Origin of the sequence: Corynebacterium sp. (genome assembly GCF_030152825.1) — a bacterium.
GTDB lineage: Bacteria > Actinomycetota > Actinomycetes > Mycobacteriales > Mycobacteriaceae > Corynebacterium.
The window spans coordinates 1-22,282 of sequence record NZ_JASLIP010000058.1 but is presented as its reverse complement, the minus strand read 5'-3'; the positions used below and the strand labels follow the sequence as shown (position 1 = coordinate 22,282).

General features: G+C 64.3%; 19 protein-coding genes, 1 tRNA gene and 1 pseudogene. 11 read left to right on the top strand and 10 right to left on the bottom strand.

Translation table 11 applies throughout. The features are described from left to right. Together Q1V78_RS06945 and Q1V78_RS06940 are read right to left on the bottom strand one after the other, a co-directional pair. A pseudogene (locus tag Q1V78_RS06945) lies at positions 1–534 on the bottom strand (hypothetical protein); the annotation flags it as partial. A gap of 63 nt (positions 535–597) precedes the next feature. Continuing rightward, positions 598–1,722 (bottom strand): alpha/beta hydrolase family protein, encoded by a 1,125-nt coding sequence (locus tag Q1V78_RS06940; RefSeq protein WP_300613016.1) that lies wholly within the window; start codon positions 1,720–1,722, stop codon positions 598–600. A gap of 389 nt (positions 1,723–2,111) precedes the next feature. Here Q1V78_RS06940 and lpdA point away from each other — a divergent pair, with 389 nt between their 5' ends. Both lpdA and Q1V78_RS06930 read left to right on the top strand, forming a co-directional pair. Further along, entirely contained in the window at positions 2,112–3,536 is a 1,425-nt protein-coding gene (lpdA, locus tag Q1V78_RS06935; protein WP_300613014.1) for a dihydrolipoyl dehydrogenase, read from the top strand. Positions 3,537–3,771: 235 nt separating this feature from the next. Next, complete coding sequence (locus Q1V78_RS06930; RefSeq protein ID WP_300613012.1) at positions 3,772–4,893, top strand: hypothetical protein; 1,122 nt, start codon at positions 3,772–3,774, stop codon at positions 4,891–4,893. Positions 4,894–4,951: 58 nt separating this feature from the next. On the opposite strand, the gene ramB is transcribed toward Q1V78_RS06930, so the two are convergent. The 3 genes from ramB to Q1V78_RS06915 all read right to left on the bottom strand — a co-directional run bounded on the left by ramB (position 4,952) and on the right by Q1V78_RS06915 (position 8,302). Continuing rightward, the gene (gene ramB, locus Q1V78_RS06925; RefSeq protein WP_300613010.1) at positions 4,952–6,496 is read right to left on the bottom strand and encodes an acetate metabolism transcriptional regulator RamB; all 1,545 of its coding nucleotides are present in this window, start codon (positions 6,494–6,496) and stop codon (positions 4,952–4,954) included. A gap of 91 nt (positions 6,497–6,587) precedes the next feature. Then, positions 6,588–8,042 carry an LssY C-terminal domain-containing protein gene (locus Q1V78_RS06920; RefSeq protein ID WP_300613008.1) on the bottom strand — a complete coding sequence of 485 codons (1,455 nt, stop codon included), beginning with the start codon at positions 8,040–8,042 and terminating at the stop codon, positions 6,588–6,590. A gap of 189 nt (positions 8,043–8,231) precedes the next feature. Next, positions 8,232–8,302: transfer RNA gene (locus tag Q1V78_RS06915), tRNA-Gly, on the bottom strand. Positions 8,303–8,479: 177 nt separating this feature from the next. Between Q1V78_RS06915 and dcd the strand changes: the two genes are divergently transcribed. From dcd to Q1V78_RS06885, 6 genes are all read left to right on the top strand, one after another. Further along, positions 8,480–9,046, top strand: a complete 567-nt coding sequence (gene dcd / locus Q1V78_RS06910) for a dCTP deaminase (protein WP_300613006.1) — start codon at positions 8,480–8,482, stop codon at positions 9,044–9,046. A gap of 86 nt (positions 9,047–9,132) precedes the next feature. After that, positions 9,133–9,972 carry an ABC transporter ATP-binding protein gene (locus Q1V78_RS06905; protein WP_300613004.1) on the top strand — a complete coding sequence of 280 codons (840 nt, stop codon included), beginning with the start codon at positions 9,133–9,135 and terminating at the stop codon, positions 9,970–9,972. Continuing rightward, positions 9,972–10,691 carry an ABC transporter permease gene (locus Q1V78_RS06900; RefSeq protein WP_300613002.1) on the top strand — a complete coding sequence of 240 codons (720 nt, stop codon included), beginning with the start codon at positions 9,972–9,974 and terminating at the stop codon, positions 10,689–10,691. Before Q1V78_RS06905 ends, Q1V78_RS06900 begins: the two co-directional genes overlap by 1 nt. Further along, positions 10,691–11,398 (top strand): ABC transporter permease, encoded by a 708-nt coding sequence (locus Q1V78_RS06895; RefSeq protein ID WP_300613000.1) that lies wholly within the window; start codon positions 10,691–10,693, stop codon positions 11,396–11,398. The genes Q1V78_RS06900 and Q1V78_RS06895 overlap by 1 nt, the downstream gene beginning before the upstream one ends. Before the next feature lie 53 nt (positions 11,399–11,451). Then, positions 11,452–12,414, top strand: a complete 963-nt coding sequence (locus Q1V78_RS06890; RefSeq protein WP_300612998.1) for an ABC transporter substrate-binding protein — start codon at positions 11,452–11,454, stop codon at positions 12,412–12,414. A 101-nt stretch (positions 12,415–12,515) separates the two neighbouring features. After that, the gene (locus Q1V78_RS06885) at positions 12,516–13,967 is read left to right on the top strand and encodes a UDP-glucose/GDP-mannose dehydrogenase family protein (protein ID WP_300613018.1); all 1,452 of its coding nucleotides are present in this window, start codon (positions 12,516–12,518) and stop codon (positions 13,965–13,967) included. A 90-nt stretch (positions 13,968–14,057) separates the two neighbouring features. On the opposite strand, the gene Q1V78_RS06880 is transcribed toward Q1V78_RS06885, so the two are convergent. Further along, complete coding sequence (locus tag Q1V78_RS06880) at positions 14,058–15,302, bottom strand: pyridoxal phosphate-dependent aminotransferase (protein ID WP_300612996.1); 1,245 nt, start codon at positions 15,300–15,302, stop codon at positions 14,058–14,060. A gap of 45 nt (positions 15,303–15,347) precedes the next feature. Continuing rightward, positions 15,348–16,211 (bottom strand): hypothetical protein, encoded by an 864-nt coding sequence (locus tag Q1V78_RS06875; RefSeq protein WP_300612994.1) that lies wholly within the window; start codon positions 16,209–16,211, stop codon positions 15,348–15,350. A 174-nt stretch (positions 16,212–16,385) separates the two neighbouring features. On the opposite strand from Q1V78_RS06875, the gene Q1V78_RS06870 reads away from it, so the two are divergent. Beyond that, entirely contained in the window at positions 16,386–17,465 is a 1,080-nt protein-coding gene (locus Q1V78_RS06870; RefSeq protein ID WP_300612992.1) for a PHB depolymerase family esterase, read from the top strand. Between the two features lie 49 nt (positions 17,466–17,514). Next, on the top strand, positions 17,515–18,129 hold the full coding sequence (locus tag Q1V78_RS06865; RefSeq protein WP_300612990.1) for a DNA-3-methyladenine glycosylase: 615 nt from the start codon (positions 17,515–17,517) through the stop codon (positions 18,127–18,129). Here Q1V78_RS06865 and Q1V78_RS06860 read toward each other — a convergent pair. The 3 genes from Q1V78_RS06860 to Q1V78_RS06850 form a co-directional block, all read right to left on the bottom strand. Next, positions 18,126–18,629 carry an LppP/LprE family lipoprotein gene (locus Q1V78_RS06860; protein WP_300612988.1) on the bottom strand — a complete coding sequence of 168 codons (504 nt, stop codon included), beginning with the start codon at positions 18,627–18,629 and terminating at the stop codon, positions 18,126–18,128. The two genes, Q1V78_RS06865 and Q1V78_RS06860, sit on opposite strands and share 4 nt — an antisense overlap. 176 nt (positions 18,630–18,805) lie before the next feature. Continuing rightward, positions 18,806–19,579, bottom strand: a complete 774-nt coding sequence (locus Q1V78_RS06855; RefSeq protein WP_300612986.1) for a hypothetical protein — start codon at positions 19,577–19,579, stop codon at positions 18,806–18,808. Between the two features lie 83 nt (positions 19,580–19,662). Then, positions 19,663–20,679 (bottom strand): hypothetical protein, encoded by a 1,017-nt coding sequence (locus Q1V78_RS06850; protein ID WP_300612984.1) that lies wholly within the window; start codon positions 20,677–20,679, stop codon positions 19,663–19,665. A 308-nt stretch (positions 20,680–20,987) separates the two neighbouring features. On the opposite strand from Q1V78_RS06850, the gene Q1V78_RS06845 reads away from it, so the two are divergent. Next, complete coding sequence (locus tag Q1V78_RS06845; RefSeq protein WP_300612982.1) at positions 20,988–21,977, top strand: hypothetical protein; 990 nt, start codon at positions 20,988–20,990, stop codon at positions 21,975–21,977. Positions 21,978–22,282 lie beyond the last annotated feature (305 nt).

Below are 22,282 nucleotides of genomic sequence, written 5' to 3'. Positions count from 1 at the left end.
GATGATGAAGAAGGAGACCACGCCCCAGCCCAGCCACCAGGCGAGCGCTGCGAGTAGCAGACGTATCCCGGAGTCGATGGCGATGAGCCAGGCGAACTCGCGCCAGCGGGAGGCAGCGGAGATCAGCCCGCAGAGGATGGCCTGGAAGGCGAAGCTCGCGAGCCCCGTGGCGGTGAGGATGGTGGCCCACAGGGGGTGGGCGGGGCTCACGCTGGTGGCCCACAGCGGGGCGGAGACCAGGGCGAGTAGTCCGAAGGAGAGGGCGAAGCCACCGGCCAGAGTGAAGGGGCGGGCGGATCCGCGGTTGGCGACCGTGTCCCGTGGTTCGGCGCCCTCAATATTGTGCCGGGCGGCGGTCACGCCGCGGGCGGTCTCCTGCATGAGGCCGTCGATCAGCCCGGTGAGGGCGAAGAACAGCCCCCAGAAGACCATGAAGTCCACATAGCTTGCGGGCGGCAGGGCCTTGGAGGCGATCCAGATGACCAGATAGCCCGCGACAGCGACAACGACGGTGGCGATGCTCAGTGCGCGCATGATGGCCGCACCTCCCGCAGCGCGTTAGACCCGGCCCTTGGGGGAGGGCCGGGTGTGGTGTTTTTAGTTCCCGAAGGCCTTCTTCAGGACCGGCAGGTAGTCGCGCAGGTCGTTCTGCCAGTAGCCCCACTGGTGGGTGCCGGCGTTGCGGAAGTTGAAGGTGGCGTCCTTCTTGCCCAGGGACTTCAGCTTCACGTCGAGGTCGTGGGTGCAGCCGTTGGTGGCGGACTCGATCACGCCGCCCTCGACGGCGACGGTGACGGCGGAGGGCAGGTCGCCGTCCACGCGCTCGGAGGTCAGCACGTCGTGCTTGCCGACCAGGCCGGAGGAGTTGGAGACGTACATGTTCGGCTGCTTGACCAGCTTGTGAGCGTTGACCAGGGCGTCGTTGTAGACAGCGGCCTTGGAATGGGCCCCGCCCCACATCTCGTTGACGCTGGTGCGGCCGCGGTTGAGGGTGATGTCGATGAACGCCGGCGCCAGACCCTTGGTGGTCGACGCGCAGCCGGAGAAGGAACCGACCGAATCGTAGAAGCCCTGGTTGTGGGCAGCCAGGTTCAGCGAGGAGGTCGCGGACATGGACATGCCGGCCACCGCGCGCTTGCCGTTGGACTTCAGCTCCGCCTCGATGGTCTGCGGCAGTTCCTTGACCAGGAAGGTCTCCCACATCGGCTTGTAGCCGGCGGCCTTATACTCGTTGACCCAGTCGGTGTAGTAGCTGAACGCGCCGGACATCGGGATGACGACGTTGGCGTTCAGGTTCTCGCCGTAGTACTCGACGATGTCGGACTGGCTGATCCAGTTCGCGCGCCCCTCGCCGCCGTCTGCGCCGTTGAGCAGGTACAGAGTCGGCAGGTCAGCGGTCTCGCCGAGCTTCTTGCCCTTCGGGCCGATGACGACCAGCGGGATTTCCAGGCCACCCATGGCCGGGGAGGTCGCGGTGGCGTAGCGGACGTTGTGGCCCTCGGACTTCAGGCGCTTGATCTTGCCGACCCAGCGGCCGTTGGTGTTCGGGTCCACGGTGCCCGGCAGCTCGTCCCAGAACAGGCCAGCGGCCTCGGCCTCGCCGACGGCTGCCTTGGCGCTCACTGGGGCGGCCGAGGCCTGCTGAGCGGTGGTGGTGACCACGGAAAACGGCATGGCGACCGCGAGTGCTGCGGCGAGGCCGCGGGCGAGGTGCTTCTTCATCGAATTTCCTTTGCGTATCAGCTGTGGTGATCGGCGGTTTTTCTATCCCTGACCCGACCAGCGGCTGGGAATCTACCAGCTAGATAGTAGCCGTGATTATGAGCTAAGGGAAAGTAAATGCCAGCTTTTCTTAGTGTTTTTGCCCATAAAGCTGCTAGAACTAATGCAGGAAGTGGACAGCCTGTTCCCATTCCGCTGGCATCGCGGCACGTGAAGGCCAAGAAACTTCGGATTTTCCTCGGAATTTTAAGGACCACCAGACATGCAGTTCATCGACCAATTCATCCTCCTCGTCACCGACTTCCTGGGCGGATTCGCCCACGGCAGCGCGGATGCCCTCTCCAAACTGAAGCTGGCTCTGGGTTCGATTTAAATATAAGGTGGGGGCCGTGGCTGAACATTATGACGTAGTAGTAATCGGTGCAGGCCCTGGCGGGTATGTCGCCGCAATTCGCGCGGCGCAGCTGGGCCTCAAGACCGCAGTTGTCGAGAAGCAGTACTGGGGCGGCGTGTGCCTCAACGTGGGTTGTATCCCCTCGAAGGCTCTGATCCGTAACGCGGAACTGGTGCACACCATCACCAAGGAAGCGAAGACGTTCGGAATTACCGGCGATAACATCTCCATGGACTTCGGTGCAGCGCACAAGCGTTCCCGCAAGGTCTCTTCTTCCATCGTCAAGGGTGTTCACTACCTGATGAAGAAGAACAAGATCCAGGAGATCAACGGTCGCGGCGAGTTCGTCTCCGACAAGGAGATCTCCATCGTCGACGGCGACGATAAGGGTAAGAAGATCACCTTCGATAACGCCATCATCGCCACCGGCTCGGTCGTGAAGTCTCTGCCGGGCGTGGAGATCGGCGGCAATATCGTCTCCTACGAGGAGCAGATCCTCGACGAGAACGCCCCGAAGTCCATGGTCATCATCGGTGCCGGTGCCATCGGCATGGAGTTCGCCTACGTGCTCTCCAACTTCGGCGTGGACATCACCGTCGTCGAGTTCATGGACCGGGTCCTGCCGAACGAGGACAAGGACGTCTCCCGCGAGATCGCGAAGCAGTACAAGCGCCTCGGCGTCAACCTCAAGACCGGTCACAAGACCACCGAGGTTCGTGACCTGGGCGAGGGCAAGGGCGTCGAGGTTGACATCGAGTCCGCCGATGGCAAGAAGTCCGAAACCCTCAAGGCAGACCGCGTCATGGTCTCCATCGGCTTCGCCCCACGCACCGAGGGCCTCGGCCTGGACAAGGCCGGCGTCGAGTTGGGCGAGCGCGGCGAGATCGTCATCGACGAGCGCATGCGCACCTCCGCGAAGAACATCTACGCAATCGGCGACGTAACGGCGAAGCTGCAGCTGGCCCACGTCGCTGAGGCGCAGGGCGTTGTCGCGGCAGAGACCATCGCTGATGCGGAGACCCAGGAGCTGGGCGATTACCAGATGATGCCGCGCGCTACCTTCTGCAACCCGCAGGTCGCATCCTTCGGCTACACCGAGGAAGCAGCCCGTAAGAAGGCAGAGGAGGACGGCCGCGAGATCAAGGTCGCGACCTTCCCATACACCGCCAACGGTAAGGCTCAGGGCCTCGGCAACGCAGTGGGCTTCGTGAAGCTCATCGCGGACGCAGAGTTCGGCGAGCTGCTCGGCGGTCACATGGTCGGCCCGGACGTCTCCGAGCTCCTGCCGGAGCTCACCCTGGCGCAGCGTTTCGATCTCACCGCGGACGAGATCTCCCGCAACGTGCACACGCACCCGACCCTGTCTGAGGCCATGAAGGAAGCCGCCCACGGTATCGGCGGCCACATGATCAACCTCTAACAGGTAACCGGGGCGCGCATGCGCCCTCACCGGCGGACCACAGCGCCCGCCGAGAAACTCTGAAGCGCGCCCCCGAGCCGGCGACAATGACCGGCTCGGGGGCGCGCTTGGCTGCGCTAGGGCCACCCACCGTAAAATCCACCCCATCCAGCGCAGATACCGGTGATCCCCCACAGCCCGGCTGCGCTGCGGGCAGTCCACAATCCCTCCTGAGGCAAGGAACAACGAAGCACCCATGACCACCCGCATCGGCATCGTGGCAGACCCCGGCCTGCCCGAGCGGCGCGCTAAGGCGCTCTTCGCCGATCTCCAAAAAGCAGCCAAGGACCACCGCACCGGGGAACCCGCCGAGCTTTACTTGCGCATCGGCTCTTTCCCGATGAGCTCCCGTGGAACCGTGGAGCTGCACGATAACACCATCGACGTGCTCGAGAAGTACCAGTGGGACCGGCTGATCTACCTCACCGACCTGCCGCTCAGCACCCGCCGGCCGGTGATCAGCCAGTGCATCCAGAACGGCAAAGCGACTATGCTCTGCCTCCCCGCCTTCGGCCTGCTGCGCGCGAAGCTCGGCCTGAAGCAAGAGATGACCCGCCTGGTGCAGGGCAAGATGGCCGGTGCGGGCGTGCCCGAAGAAAACATCGACGGCTACGAGGACATCGCGGGCGGCGACGTCCGAGCGGATACCACCCGCGTGCTGGAGGGCCGCGGCCGCACCCTCCGCCTGCTGCTCGGCATGATCCGCTGCAACCGGCCGATGGCCCTGCTGCGCGCGCTCTCCGGGTCCATCGCCCTTGGCGTGGCCAGTGGCGCCTTCGGCGTGTTTTTCGGTTCGATCTGGCTGATGAGCTCTCTGATGCCGATCTGGCGGCTGATCCTCATCAGCATGCTCGCGATCTGTGGGATGACCTTTTGGCTGATCTACAACAACAGCCTGTGGAACCCCCGCTCCTCGAAGCTGCGCTACGACTCGGTGGGGTGGTGGCGCGCCCGGTGGGATAACTACGCCACCCTGGTCACCGTGGCGATCTCCTCGTTGCTGATGTACCTGCTGCTCATCGGGGTGCTGCTCCTGCTGGCGGCGGCGGTCGTGCCGGTGAAGTATTTCAGCCTGCAGATTGGTCACCCCGTGGAGCTGTGGAACTATCTGCTGCTGGCGTGGTTCGCCGCCTCGCTCGGCATGATCGCCGGCGCCCTGGGGTCCGGCTTCGACTCGGAGGAGGCGATCCAGCAGGCTACCTATAACCGCCGCGAGCTGGAACGCCGCGCGCAGATCGGTCTATTCGACCGCGAGGAGCCGGGCTTCGGGTACTACAACACCGATACCTCGCTCGACATCACGCCACCGCGCCACTAGTCACGCGACGGCCACGCTGTGGCGCAGCCCGCGCCCCCCACCACGCGCCCGACAGCCGCTAGTACGGCGAGACCGAGGAGCGGTGGGCGTCGATGTCCACCTGCCGGTCGATCGGCGGGAACGCGCGCTGCGGGCAGGTCATCCTCGGGCACAGGCGGCAGCCGGACCCGATTGGGGTGGCCGCGGAGGTGTCGTCCAGGTCGAGGCCATCGGCGTACACGGTGCGCTGCGCGTGCCGCAGTTCGCAGCCCAGGCCGATAGCGAACATCTTCCCCGGGTTCCCCCACGCCGAGCGGTGGTGATTCACCGTCCGGGCGACCCACAGGTAGGTGCGGCCGTCGGGCATCTGGGCGATCTGCCGCATGATCTTGCCCGGGTAGCTGAAGGTCTCGTAGACATTCCACAGCGGGCAGGTCCCACCCGAGCCGGAGAGGTGCAGGCCAGAGGCGCTCTGCCGCTTGGACATATTTCCCGCCCGGTCCACCCGCACGAAGGTGAAGGGCACCCCACGCAGGCTGGGGCGCTGCAGGGTGGATAGCCGGTGGCAGACCGTCTCATAGCCCACCCCGTACTCGCGCATGAGGAACTCCAGGTCATAGCGGGACTCCTCGGCGGAGGCGTGGAACTGCCCATAGGGCATCAGTAGGGACGCCGCCCAGTAAGTGGCCAAGCCGCGGGAGGCCAACCTGCGGGAGGCATCGGAGGTGAAGTTGCCCAGCTCCACGAGGGAGCGGATGGTCGGGCCTGCTTCCAGGTAGGCCAGCTCGGTGGCCAGGCGGAAGGCGATCTGGCCGGGGCGCATCATCGCAGAGACGTACAGCCGCTTCGTCTCCGGGTCGAAGCTGTGCTGCGTGTCCCCCATGTCCCGGGAGTAGGTGACCGTCACGTTGTGCTTATCCGTGAGCCGGTCGACGAGGATCGCTTCCGCGTGGCGGATCTGCGTGGCCCCGAGGTTCAGCTTTTTGGCAAGCTTCTCGGCCTGCACGTCCAGGACGTCCACGTAGTTCTGTCGGGCGTAGAAGTAGTCCCGGACCTCCTCGTGTGGCATGGAGAAGGCCTCCGGCCCGGAGGCGCGCCCGAAGAGCTCGCCACGAGGGGTGATGGACAGCACCGCAGAGCCCTGCAGGCGCTCCTCGGTGGCCAGGGTGAGCTTGTCAGAGACGTTTCGGTAGCGGCTGTGCATGTCCACCATGGCGCGGGCGATCGCGGGGTGGTGGCGCACCAGCTCGGCCAATTCGGTGACGTCCACCGGAGTCGGCCAGATATCGCGGTCGGCCATGACGTCCTGAACCTCGGCGAGCAGGCGGAGGGAGTCCTCGTTGGCGAAGAAGGTGGCGTCCACGCCGAAGGCCCTGGTGATCTTCTGCAGCACCGCCAGGGTCAGGGGGCGCTGATCGTGCTCGATCTGGTTGACGTAGCTCGCGGACAGCCCCAGGGTCGTGGCGAGCTGGGCCTGCGAGATATCCCGCTCCTTGCGCAGCTGGCGCAGCCGGGAACCCACGAAGTTCCGGTTCGTCTCGTCCGGCGTGCGGGGGTTCTGGGAAGCTCGGGCACCCTGGGTGCTCCGGACACCCCGGGATCCGGGGGACGGTGCGTCTGCCATGCTGAACCTTTCTTCGTTGCGGAGGCATTGTGTGGCGGGGCGTTGCCCGCGGCAGGTTCCTGCTGAATATCTCGCCCGCGGCTGGCGCTGGCTACTCCACGGATAGCCCACGGTTGGGGTGGCGCAGGTTGTAGCTGACCACCTTGTCCTCCCGGCCGCCGCTGACCCAGCGCCTGGAGCTCTCGGAGGAAATACTCATCACCAGCACCAGCGCGACCGCCACCATGAAGAGGTTGCTGGCCACGTGGTGTTCGGAGGTGCCGGCGGCCAACAGGTCGCCAACGGAGATCAGCGTGATCGTGATCATCAGCAGCACGCGCGCCCACCGGATGCGCATGAAGGTCAGGGCCAGGAACAGTAGCGCCGCGAGCGCCCCGACAAAGTGCCCGTAGAGCACCCAGGTCTGCTTCAGCGAGCCAGTCACCCAGCCGATGTTCGCCAGCTGGGTGCCGGAGCGCCACGCGGTGAAGATCGCCACGATGGCGGTCAGCGCACCGACGATGTTCATCTCGGCCGGGGGCAGCTCCTTGTCCCGCTTGCGGCTGGCCTCTGCCTCCTTTTTGCGCGCCTGCACGCCTTGGCGCACCTCGGGAACGTCAGCGAGCCTTTCGGCCGCGCCGGTGACGTCGACAATCGGAAGGTCACCATCCGTGACGATCTTGTCCCCGCCGCCGTTGTGGCAGATGTACGGGGAGGAGAAGTCGGGAAGGATATTCACCGTGATCTCCGGATCGACGTACTGCAGGGTGCCGATGAGGTAGTCGCGCTCGGCGTCCGTGTCCTCGTCGATCTTGTGGGTGACTTGCCCGGTGAAGCTGGACAGCCCCACGCCCCGGTCGTAGGTCGCGCCGGCCATCCAGGGGACCTTCTCCCCGCCGGGCAGTGCCCAATCATCCGGGGTGCGCCACAGTCGCACGTGGTGGCGCTTGGACGCGCTGCCGGAGTCCTCCTGCTGATAGGCGAAGGCCTGCGAGCGCTTGAAAATCACCAGCGGGCTGACCGGTGCTGCCGGGTAGGACTTGCGGAACACACTGGACACGGCGATCTTCCAGCTGGAGCGCAGCGTGATCTTGTCCGCCTTCGTCCAACCGGCGGCCAGCAGCACCGCGTGGATATCCTCCTCCGAGCCGTGGAGCGCAATATTCACCGGGTCGCCCAGCAGCCCATCCGAGGTGCGGGCGCGGGCGACGAAGTAGTCCGGCACGTAGACAAAGGTGAAAAGCTGGTGCATGCGCGGCAGCGAAAGGTACGCGAGCACGAGGAACCACCAGATCACCCAGATCAGGCTCTTGGTCTCCATATTGAAGCCGTTGAGAATCATCAGCGCCAGGTACCAGGCGGTCAGGGCGAGGGTGATGATGATGAAGAGGGCGTCGATGGCGGTGTAGACGGAGAGCTTGCGCTGCCCCTTCGTCGTATCGTTTTTCGGCTGATACTCCGGGTATTCCTCCGGCACCGGGTAGGGGTTGTCTGCGTCGCTGATTCGCGTCAGCCCCTGCTCGCTGGCCTGCTCTTTTTCCTGCTGGCTGGCCTGCTGCTGCGCCATCTTCGTGGTCCTTCCTTCTGCGCCCCCAGGGCGCTGTGAGTTTTAGGACGTCAACCTCGCCCCAGCGCCCGGCCTGCCGGTAGGGATTCGGCAGGGTGATGGTGGATATGAGTGTAGCGGGGAGGGGCGGATTTTCTGGCTCGGGATAGCGAAACCCCCGGTGCGCTGACGCGCGCACCGGGGGAAATGAGCCGATGACGGGAATCGAACCCGCGTATTCAGCTTGGGAAGCTGACATTCTACCATTGAATTACATCGGCAAATGTGTCCTGGACACTAGCGATTAAGTATAGGGCACGCGCCGGGGAGCAGCCAAAAGGCCAGGCCGATGCCCTTGCGTCGCCAGCGGCTTCTGCGCCGGCTTCTGAGGCTGCGCTCGGTACAGATGGGCAGCATAAGTGGGGTTCGGCGTGGGTCGCTCGGTTAGACTGGGGGACGTGCTTCTTTCAGATCGTGACCTTCGTTCAGAAATCGCCGCCGGCCAGCTCGGCATCGAGCCCTTTGATCCCTCGATGGTGCAGCCCTCCTCCGTGGACGTGCGGCTGGATAGCTTGTTCCGGGTGTTCAATAACTCCCGCTACACCCACATCGACCCGAAGCTGCCGCAGGAGGAGCTCACCACCCTCGTGGAGGTCGAAGGCGAGGAGCCGTTTATCCTGCACCCTGGGGAGTTCGTGCTGGGCGCGACCCTCGAGAAGTTCACGATCCCCAATCACCTGGCAGGCCGCCTGGAGGGCAAGTCCTCGCTGGGGCGCCTGGGGCTGCTGACCCACTCCACCGCGGGCTTCATCGACCCGGGTTTCTCCGGTCACATCACCCTGGAGCTGTCCAATACCTCGAACCTGCCGATCGCCCTGTACCCGGGGATGAAGGTCGGTCAGCTGGCTATTTTCAAGCTCTCCAGCCCCGCCGAGAATCCCTATGGTTCGGGTGCGGTGGGTTCTAAGTACCAGGGCCAGCGCGGCCCGACCCCGTCGAAGGCTTATCTGAACTTCCGCAACTAACGGCCCAGCTCCGCGCCACTCGTCTCTTCGGCGAGCCTTCTCCAGTTCGCTTCGTGGGGCCCAGCGGGTCTATAGGCTCGGGTGGTGTGATTACTTTTAGCGACGTCACCGTGCAATATCCGGGACAGGATACCCCTGCTGTGGAGCGGTTCTCCCTTGAAGCGCCTAGCGGCAAGATCACGGTCCTGCTCGGTTCCTCCGGCTGCGGTAAAACGACGTTGCTGCAGTGCGTAAACCAGCTCGTCACCCCGAACAGCGGCACGGTGGCTATCAATGGCAGGGATGTTCGGGAAGAAAACGCCACTCAACTCCGACGCTCGATCGGATATGTTCTGCAGCATTCTGGCTTGCTGCCGCATCGGACGGTGGCGGACAATATCGCAACTGTGCTGCGGCTCAATGGGGTGAAAAAGAGTGAATCCCGCCAACAGGCGGTCGAAGCCGCAGAGCGCGTCGGGCTCGGACCTGAGCTCATGTCGCGTTTCCCGAATCAGCTTTCGGGAGGACAGCAACAGCGGGTGGCGGTGGCTCGAGCTCTGGCCCCGGATCCGAGCATCTTGCTGATGGATGAGCCGTTCGGTGCTGTAGATCCAATCGTGCGGCGGGGTCTGCAGGATCAATTATTGGCGCTCCAGGAGGACTTGGCGAAGACCATCCTTTTGGTGACTCACGATGTGACCGAGGCGTTGACGCTCGGGGACCGGATCGCCTTATTGGAAAAGGGTGGAAAGCTTGCGCAGGTAGGCAGCCCCGAGGAGCTGGCAATGGAACCAGCCAATAGCTTCACTGAGAGCTTCATGGGGGTCACGCGTGCCGCGCTTGAGGTCCGGCAGGCCGCCGATGGTCGCCGATTCGCGGTTGATGACCGGGGTGCCTTCGTGGGAATTCTGAATCCCCACACCCCAGGCGAAACGGAGGCGCCTTAATGGGGCTAAACACCAGCTGGATTAGCCAGAATAGATCCACCATTGCGGACCTTGCTTGGGATCATGTGACCCTTGCTGTTCCTGCCATCTTCGGGACCTTTATGGTCGCTCTCCCGTTGGGCTACCTCGCACATCGTCTGGGTCAACGCGCAGCCAAGGAGGGGGTAGGCGCTGCCCCGTCACCATCGATAGTGGCCCGGGTGGCGGGCCCTGGTCGCGCGGGCGTGGTGTTGGTCTCAGCGTTGCTGTACGCCGTACCCTCCTTGGCCCTGTTTGTTGTGCTACCCCTCGTTTTGGGAACCTCGATTCTTAGCCCGATCAATGTGATTATTGCCCTGTTGCTCTACGGCATCGCGCTGCAGACGCGGGTTGTGGCGGAGGCATTTGATGGGAGTGATCGACGCGTTGCTGCGGCCGCCGATGCGGTTGGGTTTTCTCCCTGGCAAAAATTTTGGACGGTCGATCTCCCGCTGGCTGGGCCGGCGATCTTGGCGGGAATGCGGGTGGTCTCCGCATCCACATTGAGCCTGGTGTCGGTGGGGGCGCTGGTCGGTGTGTCCAGCTTGGGAAATCTCCTCACCGAGGGGTTCCTTCGAAGCTTCCCCACCCAAATTCTCACAGGTGTGCTCGGCATCGCCGTGCTCTCAGTGCTTTTTGATCTAGTGCTGCTCGCGATCGGTCGGCTGGTTCTGCCGTGGCGACGGAAGGCAGGTGTGTAATGCTCCAACAAGCGTGGGCTTTTCTGACCAACCCTGCCAGTTGGAATGGCTCCGACGGCGTGGGCGTGCGCCTCGGCGAACACCTGGCGATCACCGCCGTTGCGATGCTATTCGCCATGCTTATCGCTATCCCCGCTGGGCTTATGATCGGCCACAGCGGCCGGGGGCGCGTTGCGGTAGTCGGCGTATCTGGGGCCCTGCGAGCCCTCCCGTCGCTGGGGCTCCTCACAATCCTGGCGCTGTGGCTGCCAAACGGGGTAGGGCGGCCAGAAATATCGGCAACGATCGTTCTAATGATACTCGCCATCCCGCCGATTTTGGCGGGAGCATATGCCGGGGTGGAGGCCATTCCATCGGAAATCACACAATCAGCCCGAGCGGTGGGACACACTGAATGGCAGGTGCTTAGTCAGGTCGAGGTGCCACTTGCCCGCGCTTCAATTTTTGACGGTGTCCGGTCCGCAACCCTGCAAGTTATTGCAACAGCCACGCTGTGCAGCTACCTCGGGCTAGGTGGCCTCGGACGCTATCTCCTCGATGGTTTGGCGACGAGGGACTACCCGATGGTGCTGGCTGGAGCCATCACCGTGATCGCTCTGGCTCTCGTTGTAGAGGGCCTGTTGGCTGCGGCCGGGATCTTGGTTCTACGTCGTGAGGTTCGACAGCCCCGCACTGCGGTTAGCAAGAACCCTGCGGGGCTGAAATGACCGCCGTGGCACCGCCCCAGGCTGGGCACAAGAGCTAATTCAAGGAGAATTCTATGAAGAAAACAGTCCTATCCTTCGGCGTGACGGCTGCGCTAGCCACCACGCTCGCAGCATGCAGTGACGAAGATCCGTTGGCTAGCAATGCTGATGGCCAAAATGAGATCGTCGTTGGATCGGCGAACTTCCCGGAGAGCCAAATCATCGGGGAGCTCTACGCCCAGGCCTTGGAGCAGGCCGGTTTTCAGGTCCGCCGACAGGCCAATATTGGGGCGCGCGACGTATACCTCACCGCACTAGAGAAGGGCGAGATCGATGTCATCGCCGAATATAGCGGAAATGCAGCCCAGTATTATCAGGCAGGTAACGAGGCAACAGACGGAGAAGAACTGAAGCCGGGAGCCTCCGCAGAGCATGTCTACTCCACCCTTGAGGCAACGCTGCCGGAGGGTCTCTCCGTGGGGGAGAAAGCCGCCGCTGAATCTAAGGATTCTTACCGGGTGAGCCCGACCCTGGCACGCCAACATCAGCTCGCGACATTGAATGACCTGAAAAAGCTCACCACGGAAGGAAAGCTCACCCTCGCAGGGAACCCCGAACTTGAATCTCGGCCCTACGGGCCTGATGGGTTGGAATCCTTCTACGACCTGCCGAAAGACAAGATTTCCTTCCACGCTATTTCCGATTCTGGTGGCCCACTGACTGTCGAGGCGCTGAAGAACGGCACCGTGGATGTCGCGGATATTTACACCACCTCCCCGGCGCTCGATAAAACGGGCAAGGAAGTCAAACTTGTTGAGCTCAAGGACCCAAAGCGCCTGATTTTGCCGCAGAATGTGGTGCCGCTGCTACGTGAAGAAAGCGTCCCGGAGGAGGCCCGCGACGTGATCAATGAGGTTCAAGAGAAGCTGAGTACCCGGGCTTTGCTGGAGATGAACCGGCGCAATTCAGGCGAGGAAAAAGCAGAGCCAGCCACCATCGCTAAAGACTGGCTCAAGGAGCAGGGAATCACCGGCTAAGGGCGCCCGCGTGCCTAATTCCACCGTTGAGCCAGCTAGAGCGATATAAAAACGGGCCCGACATAGTGGAGCCAAACGTGCGTATTGTGTGGGGCATGCGGATGACTGTTGTCGGCACCGGCTACTTGGGAGCAACACACGCAGCGTGCATGGCCGAGCTCGGCCATGACGTGCTGGGGGTGGATACCGATCCAGCGAAGGTCGAAAGGCTCAACGCTGGCAAATCCCCGTTCTACGAACCGGGATTAAAGAAACTTTTGAAACGGGGGGTCAGCGCAGGAAAATTGCGCTTCACCACTGACCCGGCGGAAGCAGCCGAGTTCGCGAAGACTCACTTCCTCTGCGTCGGCACCCCGCAGCAGGCCGGGGGAGCGGGTGCCGACCTGAGCCAGATCTACGCCGTCGTCGACGCCCTGGCCCCGCGGCTGCGCGGCGATCACGTCCTCTTGGGTAAGTCCACCGTCCCCGTCGGGACCACCCCGGTGCTGCAGGAGCGGATGGACCGGCTCATCCAGGGCGCGGCGGCGCAGGCAGCGACCGAGCAGGCGGAAAGCAAGAAGGGGTCGAAGGGCAAGGAGGATCCCGCCCCGGCCGCGCGCTGCACCGTCGCGTGGAACCCCGAGTTCCTCCGCGAATCCACGGCGGTGGACGACACCCTGCACCCTGACCGCATCGTCGTCGGGGCGCGGGAGGAGGACCGCGAGGAGATCGAAAAACTCGTCCGGGAGATCTACGCCGAACCGCTGGCCGAGGGCTCGCCGCTGATGATGATGGACCCCGCCACCGCGGAGCTGGTGAAGACGAGCGCGAACTCCTTCCTCGCCACCAAGATCAGCTTCATCAACGCGGTCGCCGATCTCTGCGACGCCTCCGGCGGGGACGTCACCGCGCTGGCCGCCGCCCTGGGTGCGGACCGTCGCATCGGGAAGTCCTTCCTCCACGCCGGCCTCGGATTCGGCGGTGGTTGCCTGCCGAAGGACGTGCGTGCGTTCATGACCACCGCCGAGGAGCTCGGCGCGACCGGCGCCAGCGGCCTGCTGAGCCAGGTGGACGCGATCAACAACTCCCGCCGCGACAAGGTGGAGCACATGGCCCACGAGGTCTTCGGCGGGGACGTCACCGGCCGGAGCATCACCGTGCTGGGTGCCGCCTTCAAGCCCCGCAGCGACGATGTGCGCGAGGCGCCGGGCGTGGATATCGCGATGCGGCTCTACCAGGCCGGGGCGCATGTGCGCATCTATGACCCGAAGGCGAAGAAGACCGCCCGCCTGGCAGCCCCCGAGCTGCAGCACGCCCCCACGCTTCCCGAGGCTCTGCAGGGTACGGAGCTGGTGATCGTGGCCACCGAGTGGCCGAAGTTCCGCCGGTTGAAGCCGGCCGAGGCGCTGGAGGCCGTGCAGGCCGGTCCCGCCCCCGGGGCGGTCGCGCCGGGGGAGAAGAAGAAAAAGAAGGCGCCCACCGTCATCGATGGGCGCAACTGCCTGGACCAGCAGGCCTGGGAGGACGCCGGTTGGCGAGTGCTCGCACTCGGCCGCAGCCGCACGCTCACCTAACCCCGCACCGGCGCGGCGGGGGTGCCGCTCCGGTCGCCCCGCGTTGGCCCTGACAGGCAGCGCGGGAGCCGCGCGCGGCGGCCCCTGGAGCTACTGGCGGTAGCTGGCCAGGAAGTTCCCTAGCCGCTCGATGGCATTCTCGATATCCCGGGCCCACGGCAGCGTGACCATGCGGAAGTGATCCGGGGTCGGCCAGTTGAAGCCCGTGCCCTGCACCAGGTGAATCTTCTCCGCGCGGAGCAGGTCGAACATGAGCTTCTCGTCGTCGTGGATCTCGTGGACGTTCGGGTCCAGCTTCGGGAAGGCGTACAGCGCGCCCATCGGCTTCACGCAGCTCACGCCGGGGATCTCGTTGAGCTTCTCCCAGGCCATGTTGCGCTGCTCCAGCAGGCGGCCACCCGGCAGCACGAGATCGTCGATGGACTGGCGGCCGGAGATCGCCACCTGGATGGCGTGCTGGGCCGGAACATTCGGGCACAATCGCGTCCCGGCGAGCATCGTCAGACCCTCCAGGAAGCCCTCCGCATGCCCCTTTGGGCCGGTGATGACCAACCAGCCGGAGCGGTAACCAGCGACCCGGTAGGCCTTGGAGAGGCCGTTGAAGGTCAGGCACAGCAGGTCCGGGCACAGGCTCGCGATGTTGATGTGCTCGGCGTCGTCGTAGAGGATCTTGTCGTAGATCTCGTCGGCCAGGATGAGCAGGGAGTGCTCGCGGGCCACGTCCACGATCTGCTGCAGGATCTCCTTGGAGTACACCGCGCCGGTCGGGTTATTCGGGTTGATCACCACGATGGCCTTGGTGCGCTCGGTGACCTTGGATCGGATGTCCTCGATGGAGGGGTTCCAGTTGTCCTCCTCGTCGCACAGGTAGTGCACCGGCTTACCGCCGGACAGGGACGTCGACGCCGTCCACAGCGGGTAGTCCGGGGACGGGATGAGGACCTCGTCGCCGTCGTCGAGCAGGGCCTGCATCGTCATCGTGATCAGCTCGGAGACACCGTTACCCAGGAAGACGTCCTCGACGTCGAACTCCGGGAAGCCGGGGATGACCTCGTAGCGGGCGACGATCGCGCGGCGGGCGGAGATGATGCCCTTGGAGGTGGAGTAACCCTGCGCGTGCGGCAGAGCGGAGATCATGTCGCGCATGATCACATCCGGGGCCTCGAAGCCGAACTCGGCGGGGTTGCCGGTGTTCAGCTTGAGGATCCGGTGGCCGTCGGCGGCCATGCGCTCGGCCTCCGCGTTGACTGGGCCGCGGATCTCGTAGAGAACGTTGGCCAGCTTCGAGGACTGGTTCAGGTGGCGCAATTCGCTGGGGCGTAGGGGCTTACTCATTCTTCAAACCTTGCCAGGGTGGCAAGCGTTTTGCCAGCATTTCGGCTAGTTCCGTCCGCCGTTTCCGGTTTCCGCGCCGGGGTTGTTCCCGCCACCGCGGTTGCCGCCGCCGGTGCCGCCGTCGCCGCCCGTGAGTTGGTCGATGACGTCGCCGGGGTCAGGGACGACGCCCTCGTTGCCGCCGTTGTTGCCGCCGCCGGGGTTCGGTTTCGGCTCGGGGTTGCCGTTATCGCCCTGGGTTGGTGGTTTTGGTGGGTTCGAGGAGGGCTTGCGCTTCGAGCTTGGGGCCATGCTCGAGGTCTCCTCGGAAGGCTCCGTGCTGGTCTCTTCCGGCTCCGGGGCGGGCTCGTAGTAGCCGGGGTCGACGTACCCCGGGTCCACGTAGCCGGCGTTGGGTGCGCCGGTGTTCGGGTCGCGCTCGTACTTGCTGGTGGTGGTTGCCGCCGGGCGGGACGGGGTGATCGTGCCGGTGGGGGACTCGTTGGCCTCCGCGGTGGTCTTCGCCTTGCCCATGAAGAGGATCCCGAAGGCGATGGCGGCGATGACCGCCACGGTCAAGATGATTGCCATCCAGCCCCAGGTGGGGAGCTTGCCCATGGGGGACTTCATGTCCGAGGCGAGGTTTTCGCGCCAGGGGCGGTCGTCCTCGTCCAGTTCCTCGGGGTCCTGGTCGGCCTCGGTGCTATCCTCGTCCGTTGCTTCGGGGGAGTCGTCCGCGACGGGGGAGGATGCGGTGTCGGCGTTCGTGTCGGTGTCGACGTCGCCCTGCGCGCTGTCCTGCGGGGTGTTTTCCGTTGGCTCATGCGGCGCCGGGGTAGCGCCGTCGGTCGTGGCCTCAGACATCTCCGCGTCGGTTGCGGGCGTGCTTGACCGTGCGACGTCTCGCTCAGAGTTGCCGGGGGTCGTCATTAGCTCGCCTTCTTACGTAGGGGGACGGCGGTGGGTTAGGACTGAAGTTTATGTTCTCCGATCCAGTGCTGACAATCGTGCAGGTAGGTCGCTTATCGGCGAGGTGGTGGAAAACTCCAAATGTTACTGGTGTTACTCGTGTGACTTCTTTCCTGCTTGATGTAAGATGCGAGAATGCTGAAAAACCTTAGAACTCGCCGTGGGTTCAAGCGTGCCGTCGCCGTCGCTTTCAGCGGACTGCTGGCGCTGGGCTTGGGCCTGGGGGAACTGCCCACCACCCCTAAGGCTGAGGCACAGCTGCCACCACTGCCAACCGTCCCACAGTCTTCCGACTTCCAGCTCCCGCAGGTTCAGCTGCCGAACCTCGGGGACATCCGCCTGCCGAATGGCCAGCGGGTGCAGGACGCCCTCCCACCGGGCTCCAGCCTGCCGGGCGCGCCAGCACCGGCGCCGAAGGGGCGCCCGAACAACGCCAAGCCAGCTCCGCGCATCGGCAACGGCGCGTCCATCAACGTGTACACCAAGTCCACCGGCCGCAACCGCCGGTACATCATGCACGTCCCGACCCACTACAACCCGAGCCGCCCCACCCCGGTGATCTTCGGCTTCGACGGCTGGCGCGATAGCCCGGAGAACTTCCGCCGTTACTCCCGCCTGCACGAGACGGGCGCGGCCCGCGAGGCCATCCGCATTTACCCGGAGTCCATCAACCATGGCTGGGAGGGTGCACCGTACGCCACCGTCCGCGGTGGCGAGGACCTGCGCTTCGTCACCCAGATCATCGACGAGATTGACCGCACCTACAACGTCGACCGTCGCCGCATCTACGCGACCGGCCACTCCAACGGTGGCGGCATGACCGCCGTCGTCGCCTGCCACCTGCCACACGTCTTCGCGGGTGTCGCGTCCGTGGGCGGTGCCTATTACAACCCGGTGAACTCCGGCTGTAAGAACCTGCCGATCCCGATCCTCGTGATGCACGGCACCGGCGACACGATGATGCGCTACAACGGCGGCACCCGCCACGGTGGCCGCCCGTACCTGAGCGTCCCGCGCCTGATGAACAGCTACAAGGCCCGCAATGGTTGCGCACCGCAGCCAGCGATCCACAACATCCCGGGCGGCAAGCGCCACGTCTACCGTTGCGCCCGCGCCGAGACGCAGCTGATCACCAACCCGCAGAACCACACCTGGAACCGCGTGCCGGATGCCAGCCAGGAAGTCTGGAACTTCCTGAAGCGCCAGCGCCTCTAGGTCCAGCGACCGGGAGCGAGCCGGAGGACGCCCGCCTAGGGTGGTGGGCATGACCTTCCGCCTCGACTTCCACCAATCTGCCGAACACACCGCACCTCTCCTGCTGGGAGGGGTGCTTCGTTTTGGACAGGTAGCGGTCCGCCTCACCGAGGTGGAGGCCTACGTGGGGCGCAAAGATCCCGCATCGCACGCGTACAACGGCCCAACTCCCCGGTGCGAAACGATGTTCGGCCCACCGCAGCGGCTCTACGTCTACGCCAGCTACGGGATCCACCGTGCCGGGAACCTAGTGTGCCATCTTGAGGGCGAGGCGGGCGGGATCCTGCTGCGCGCCGGGGAGGTCATCGCGGGCAGGGAACTCGTGCGTCAGCGGCGCGGGGAGAAACATGCCGAGGAGAACCTGGCCCGCGGCCCCGGAAACCTCGGCCAGGCGTTGGGCTTCGACCTACACCTCGACGGTTCGCGGGTGATACAGGTCGACGATGCGCTGGGCGTGAACAACCCCGAGGAAGGGGTGCTGTACCTGCAGCCGCCGGCGGAGCGGGCAGAGTTCGTGGCTGGGCCGCGCATCGGGATTTCGAAGAATGTGGCCGCCCCGCTGCGTTTTTGGATCCCGGGTGACCGGACGGTCAGCTCGCCGCGTGGGCGACCGCGGGCGATTTAGGTCGGGGGAACCTCGCCGGCCATGTCCACGCTCTGGGTTTCCTCGTTCCAAGTAAATGTGGCGTGAGCCTCGCCCGAACGATTGGCGACGCCTTCGCTGGGCCGGGAATAGTGGTAGACCACGTTAATCGTGTGGTCGCCAGCACGGGTGACCGTGGGCTGAAAGCCATAGGCCTCGGCGGTAGCGGTGCCGATGTATTCGCCGCGGTTAAACAGCACGATCTGGCGGGCCGACGAGGATGTCGCGCTGTGGACGGTAACGATGGACCAGGAGAGTGCGGCACAGGGATCGTAGCCGTCGGTGATCGCAGAATTCGGATCCCAATCCCACTTGGTGGGCTGAATCTTTGCGAGATTCGCGCGAATCTCCTGGTCGGCACTGCTGTTGCCACAGGCCGGGCCGGAACTCGCGGAGCCTGATCCGGAGCGTCCACGCTCTGCGGTGCCGGCGCCCCCACCCGCGCGTTCGCGGGCGTCGGTGCGCTCGGAATCCGTCTTCACGTTTGGTGGGAGGCTAGGCTTTTCTGAGTCTTGCGGTGGCACCGCGGAGGTGGTCTTGGTTTGTGTGACGGTGGAGAGCGCCGAGGCGCTTGTGTCTGTCTGGTCTGGTTCGTGGTCTGAGGAGCTGCAACCAGCCAGGGCCAGCCCCGTAGCGAGGAGGATAGGGGTCACGCGCCTCATCGGTCGAGCTTCCTTCCGAAGAAAACCCGGATATGCCACAGAGTGTTCAATAGGACGAGCATTCCTCCGGTGTGGAATAGCACGCCGATAGCAACAATGGCTGTTTCAGAGGCTTGGTAGAAGCTGTTGAGGGAGCTGCCGGAGGAGTCCTGGCCGAACAAGAGCAGGGCGAGCAGGAACAGCCATGGCAGCAGGATCAGTACCCAACCGATGAGCCACATGAGGGACTCCGTGCGCCTCCGGTCAGGATGCACGGCCAGCAATTTGAGGTCGAAGCCAACCTGGCCGGATGATTGTTGAGCTGCCTGCATGCCAAAACCTTGCGTCGGCGCAGCGGAGAAAGCGGTATGTTGTGGTGTCCCTTGCTGGGGTTGAGACCAGGGCGTCTGGCTTTGATTCGACTGGTTGTCCGATGGGGCTGGTTTGCTGTGCGAAGGGTCGCCGGAGGACGCCGGAGCTGAGTGAGAGCCGCTCGGCGCGTAGGCAGCTTCCGCTCCCTGAAGTTTGGGGCTGTCCGGGAGGATGCCGTCAGCGTAGGCGCGGAAGCGGCCGATCGTGAGCGCCGGGCCGGTCGGGTCGTCTAGGGCCTGGTCGTAGGCGGCGCGGCGGGCGTCGTTCCCGAAGAGTTTGCGGGCGGTGTTCAACCGGTCCTGGTCGGCGAGATCGTCGGTTGGAGTGGCGGTGAGTCGGTCGTCCAGGATCTTCGCGATGCTTGCGGAATCGAGCGAGCGGTCGAGGCCGAGGTCTTCGTAAATGTTGTAGTGGCTCAAGTGTTCTCCTTCTAGCATTCAGGGCTCATGATTTGTGGTGGCTGCCGGTCGCCAGGGGCGGAAACTGGTTCTGGTATCCGCTCCTAGCAGGGACTGGAGTAGTCCGCGACGCGCTGCAGCTTGCGGGCATTGCCTTCGCCACGGTTCTGGGCGGCACACACGCCAGCCAGGTCGTTCCCATATTTGATGTAGACGGGGTAGACGTACGCGCCGTCGAGACGGCTGCGGAAGGCCGCGCACTGGTCGGGGTAGGTGGCCTCCGCGCCGGGGTGTGCCGCGAGGCTCTTGCGGACCAGCGCCTTCGGGTCTTGGCCTGGGTAGACCACAACGGAATCGACGATCAGGGCGTAACTTCCGTCGCAGGGCGGGTAGGGCAGCCAGTCGCCGCCCGGAGGATCATTGTCTGAGGGTAAAGCGTTGTTCTGCTGGGAGCTGGAGGAGTCCCCCGGGGATGCCGGGGTGTCATTGCACAACAGGTGCCCCGCATACATCTTGTTCACTAGCTGGGGCGGTGCCTCAGCCTCGATGAGGGTGCCCCGCTCGTAGCAGCGGCCCCTGCTGCCACTCGAGTGGCGGCCGTCGTGTTCATAGGTGCCCCAGGAGTCCCCGGTCCAGTAGTAGAGCTCGGTGTGGTCGGTTCCGTAGTCGCCCACGAGCGCCCACTGGCCATCGCAGAAAGAGCTGACAGGCCGGTTCATATCGACATCCGCCGTTGCCTGCTCGCAGGAGCCCTTGGGTGGAGCGGCGGTTTCTTGAACGCTCGTTGGCTGTTCGTCTTTCTCAGGCTTGGCCTTTGCGGAGGGGGAAGTGGCAGTCTGGTCACGCGTGGATTCCTTCGCAGCAGCGGTCTGCTCCGGAGAGTCGCGCGTCGTGAGGTACCAGCCGCCTCCGCCGAGCAGTGAGAGTGCCAGAACAGCGACGGTGGCGATGAGGATGGTCGGCTTCTTCGACGATTTCTGGGGCTCTTCGGGGGTCCAGGTGCCGCTTGGGTCCTCGGGAGGCGTCGGGTAAATGCCGGCGGAATTACCGGGATTCTGATTGGGGGAAGCGGCTGGCTGATCCCACTGGTTGCTGTATCCCCACTGGTCCTCTGGGTTCATCGGCGCCCTCCATGGCATCCGCGAATGCGATATCGGATCACATGCTTTATGTCATGCTTGCGCCGTAGACGTTACATTTCAGCTCGCCGTTCGAATCGTGAAATGCGCTTTCGCTAATCCCTTGCAAAGTTTAAGGCGCAAACATTACAGTTGAACGTGCCGAGAAGTCACGAGGGGCAGGCGGTGAGGTCTGCATTTGCACTGCTCAATCCAGATATTTTGGCTGCACTGACCATCCGTAGTGGGCAGGGGGCCAGGGTGCTAAGCCAAACAACGACGCCCCCACGTAGGGGTAGCGAAGGAGGACCATGCCTACCCCGCGCAAAAACAAGCGTGAGCTCAACGCCGCAGAACGCATCGGCACTCATAATCGGTTGACGTTTTCCCCCGACCTCCTACGGGAAATTGCCACCGAGATTGGGTACGACGAACACCCGGCCTTTGACGGGGACGCCTTGGCCTCCACGGCTAATTTTTTCGACATCACCGACGTGATCGAACTGCTCGTGAGGGCGAAGATTGCCGACTTCCGGTTGCTTAACACCGCGGCGCAGGCGCAGGAAGCGCAGGTAGCTAGCGGCGTCCTAAAGAAAATCTTCGCAGGCGACTACATGACTCGCGAGCAGGTTCACAACAGGCTCCCCTCCGAGACCGTCGTGCTGTTCAAGATGGGGCCGCCCCGCCTCTGGGGCTACGCGGTACGGCAACGCGCACCACGTCGGGCTGCGGAGATTATCCCCTCCTCATTCCACCGGGATCTGACGGGGCCGTACACGGATGCTGAGGAGGCCTGGTTGGGGGCCAATGTTGTGGACGCGTCCAACGTCGAAGGGCTTAGCACGATTGTTGACGACGTCCCGGTGGACGAGGATCGCTACCAGCGGCTCCGATTGGGGATGTCGCTGTCCGACTCCTATGACCAGGTGTGGAGTTCCGCGCGCGGACACTGGCGGCTAAGCCCCGAGACGCGGTACATCATCCCCTCGCGCTACGGATGGTGCCCTTATGTTTTCCGAATTGCGGACGGTGGTTGGCGTCGCGACGAGTTCGATGGCGGGGCGGACCGTTTCATGGCGACGCGCGGGTTTTATGTGGATTATGAGAACAATCGGCTCATCGAGCTAGGGGAGCCCGATCCGAATAATGCGTGGCGCCCGCGCCTGAGGGTGGCCGATCAGCCGCCAACTGAGCGCGATATGGAGGTTGCGGGGGTTCTCAACGGCTCCGTCATTGCACTGGGGGCGCAGCAGCGCAATCCAGTGATTCGGTTGCGCCAGCGGGGGAGGCGGCTCTTCTAGAGAGGGGGCTGTATTGAGGCCGGCTGCGGGAGGTGGGGGTCGTCTCTCCCAGCTGTTCGAGTTTGGCCGGTCATCAAAAAAATTAATTCAATAGAAAGAACCGCACCTGCTACCGAAGCAGGTGCGGTTCTTTAGTTCAGGGCCGGTGCCCCTGGGGCCGGTCCTTAGGCGTTAGGGGCGCCTGGGGCACCCGGTGCGCCCGGGGTGTTGCGGGTCAGCTTGATGACCTCACCCTCGGTGGTCGCGCCACCGGCCGGCTTATCCGCGGCCGGAGCAGCGGGAGCCTCAGCGGCCTTTGGCGCCTC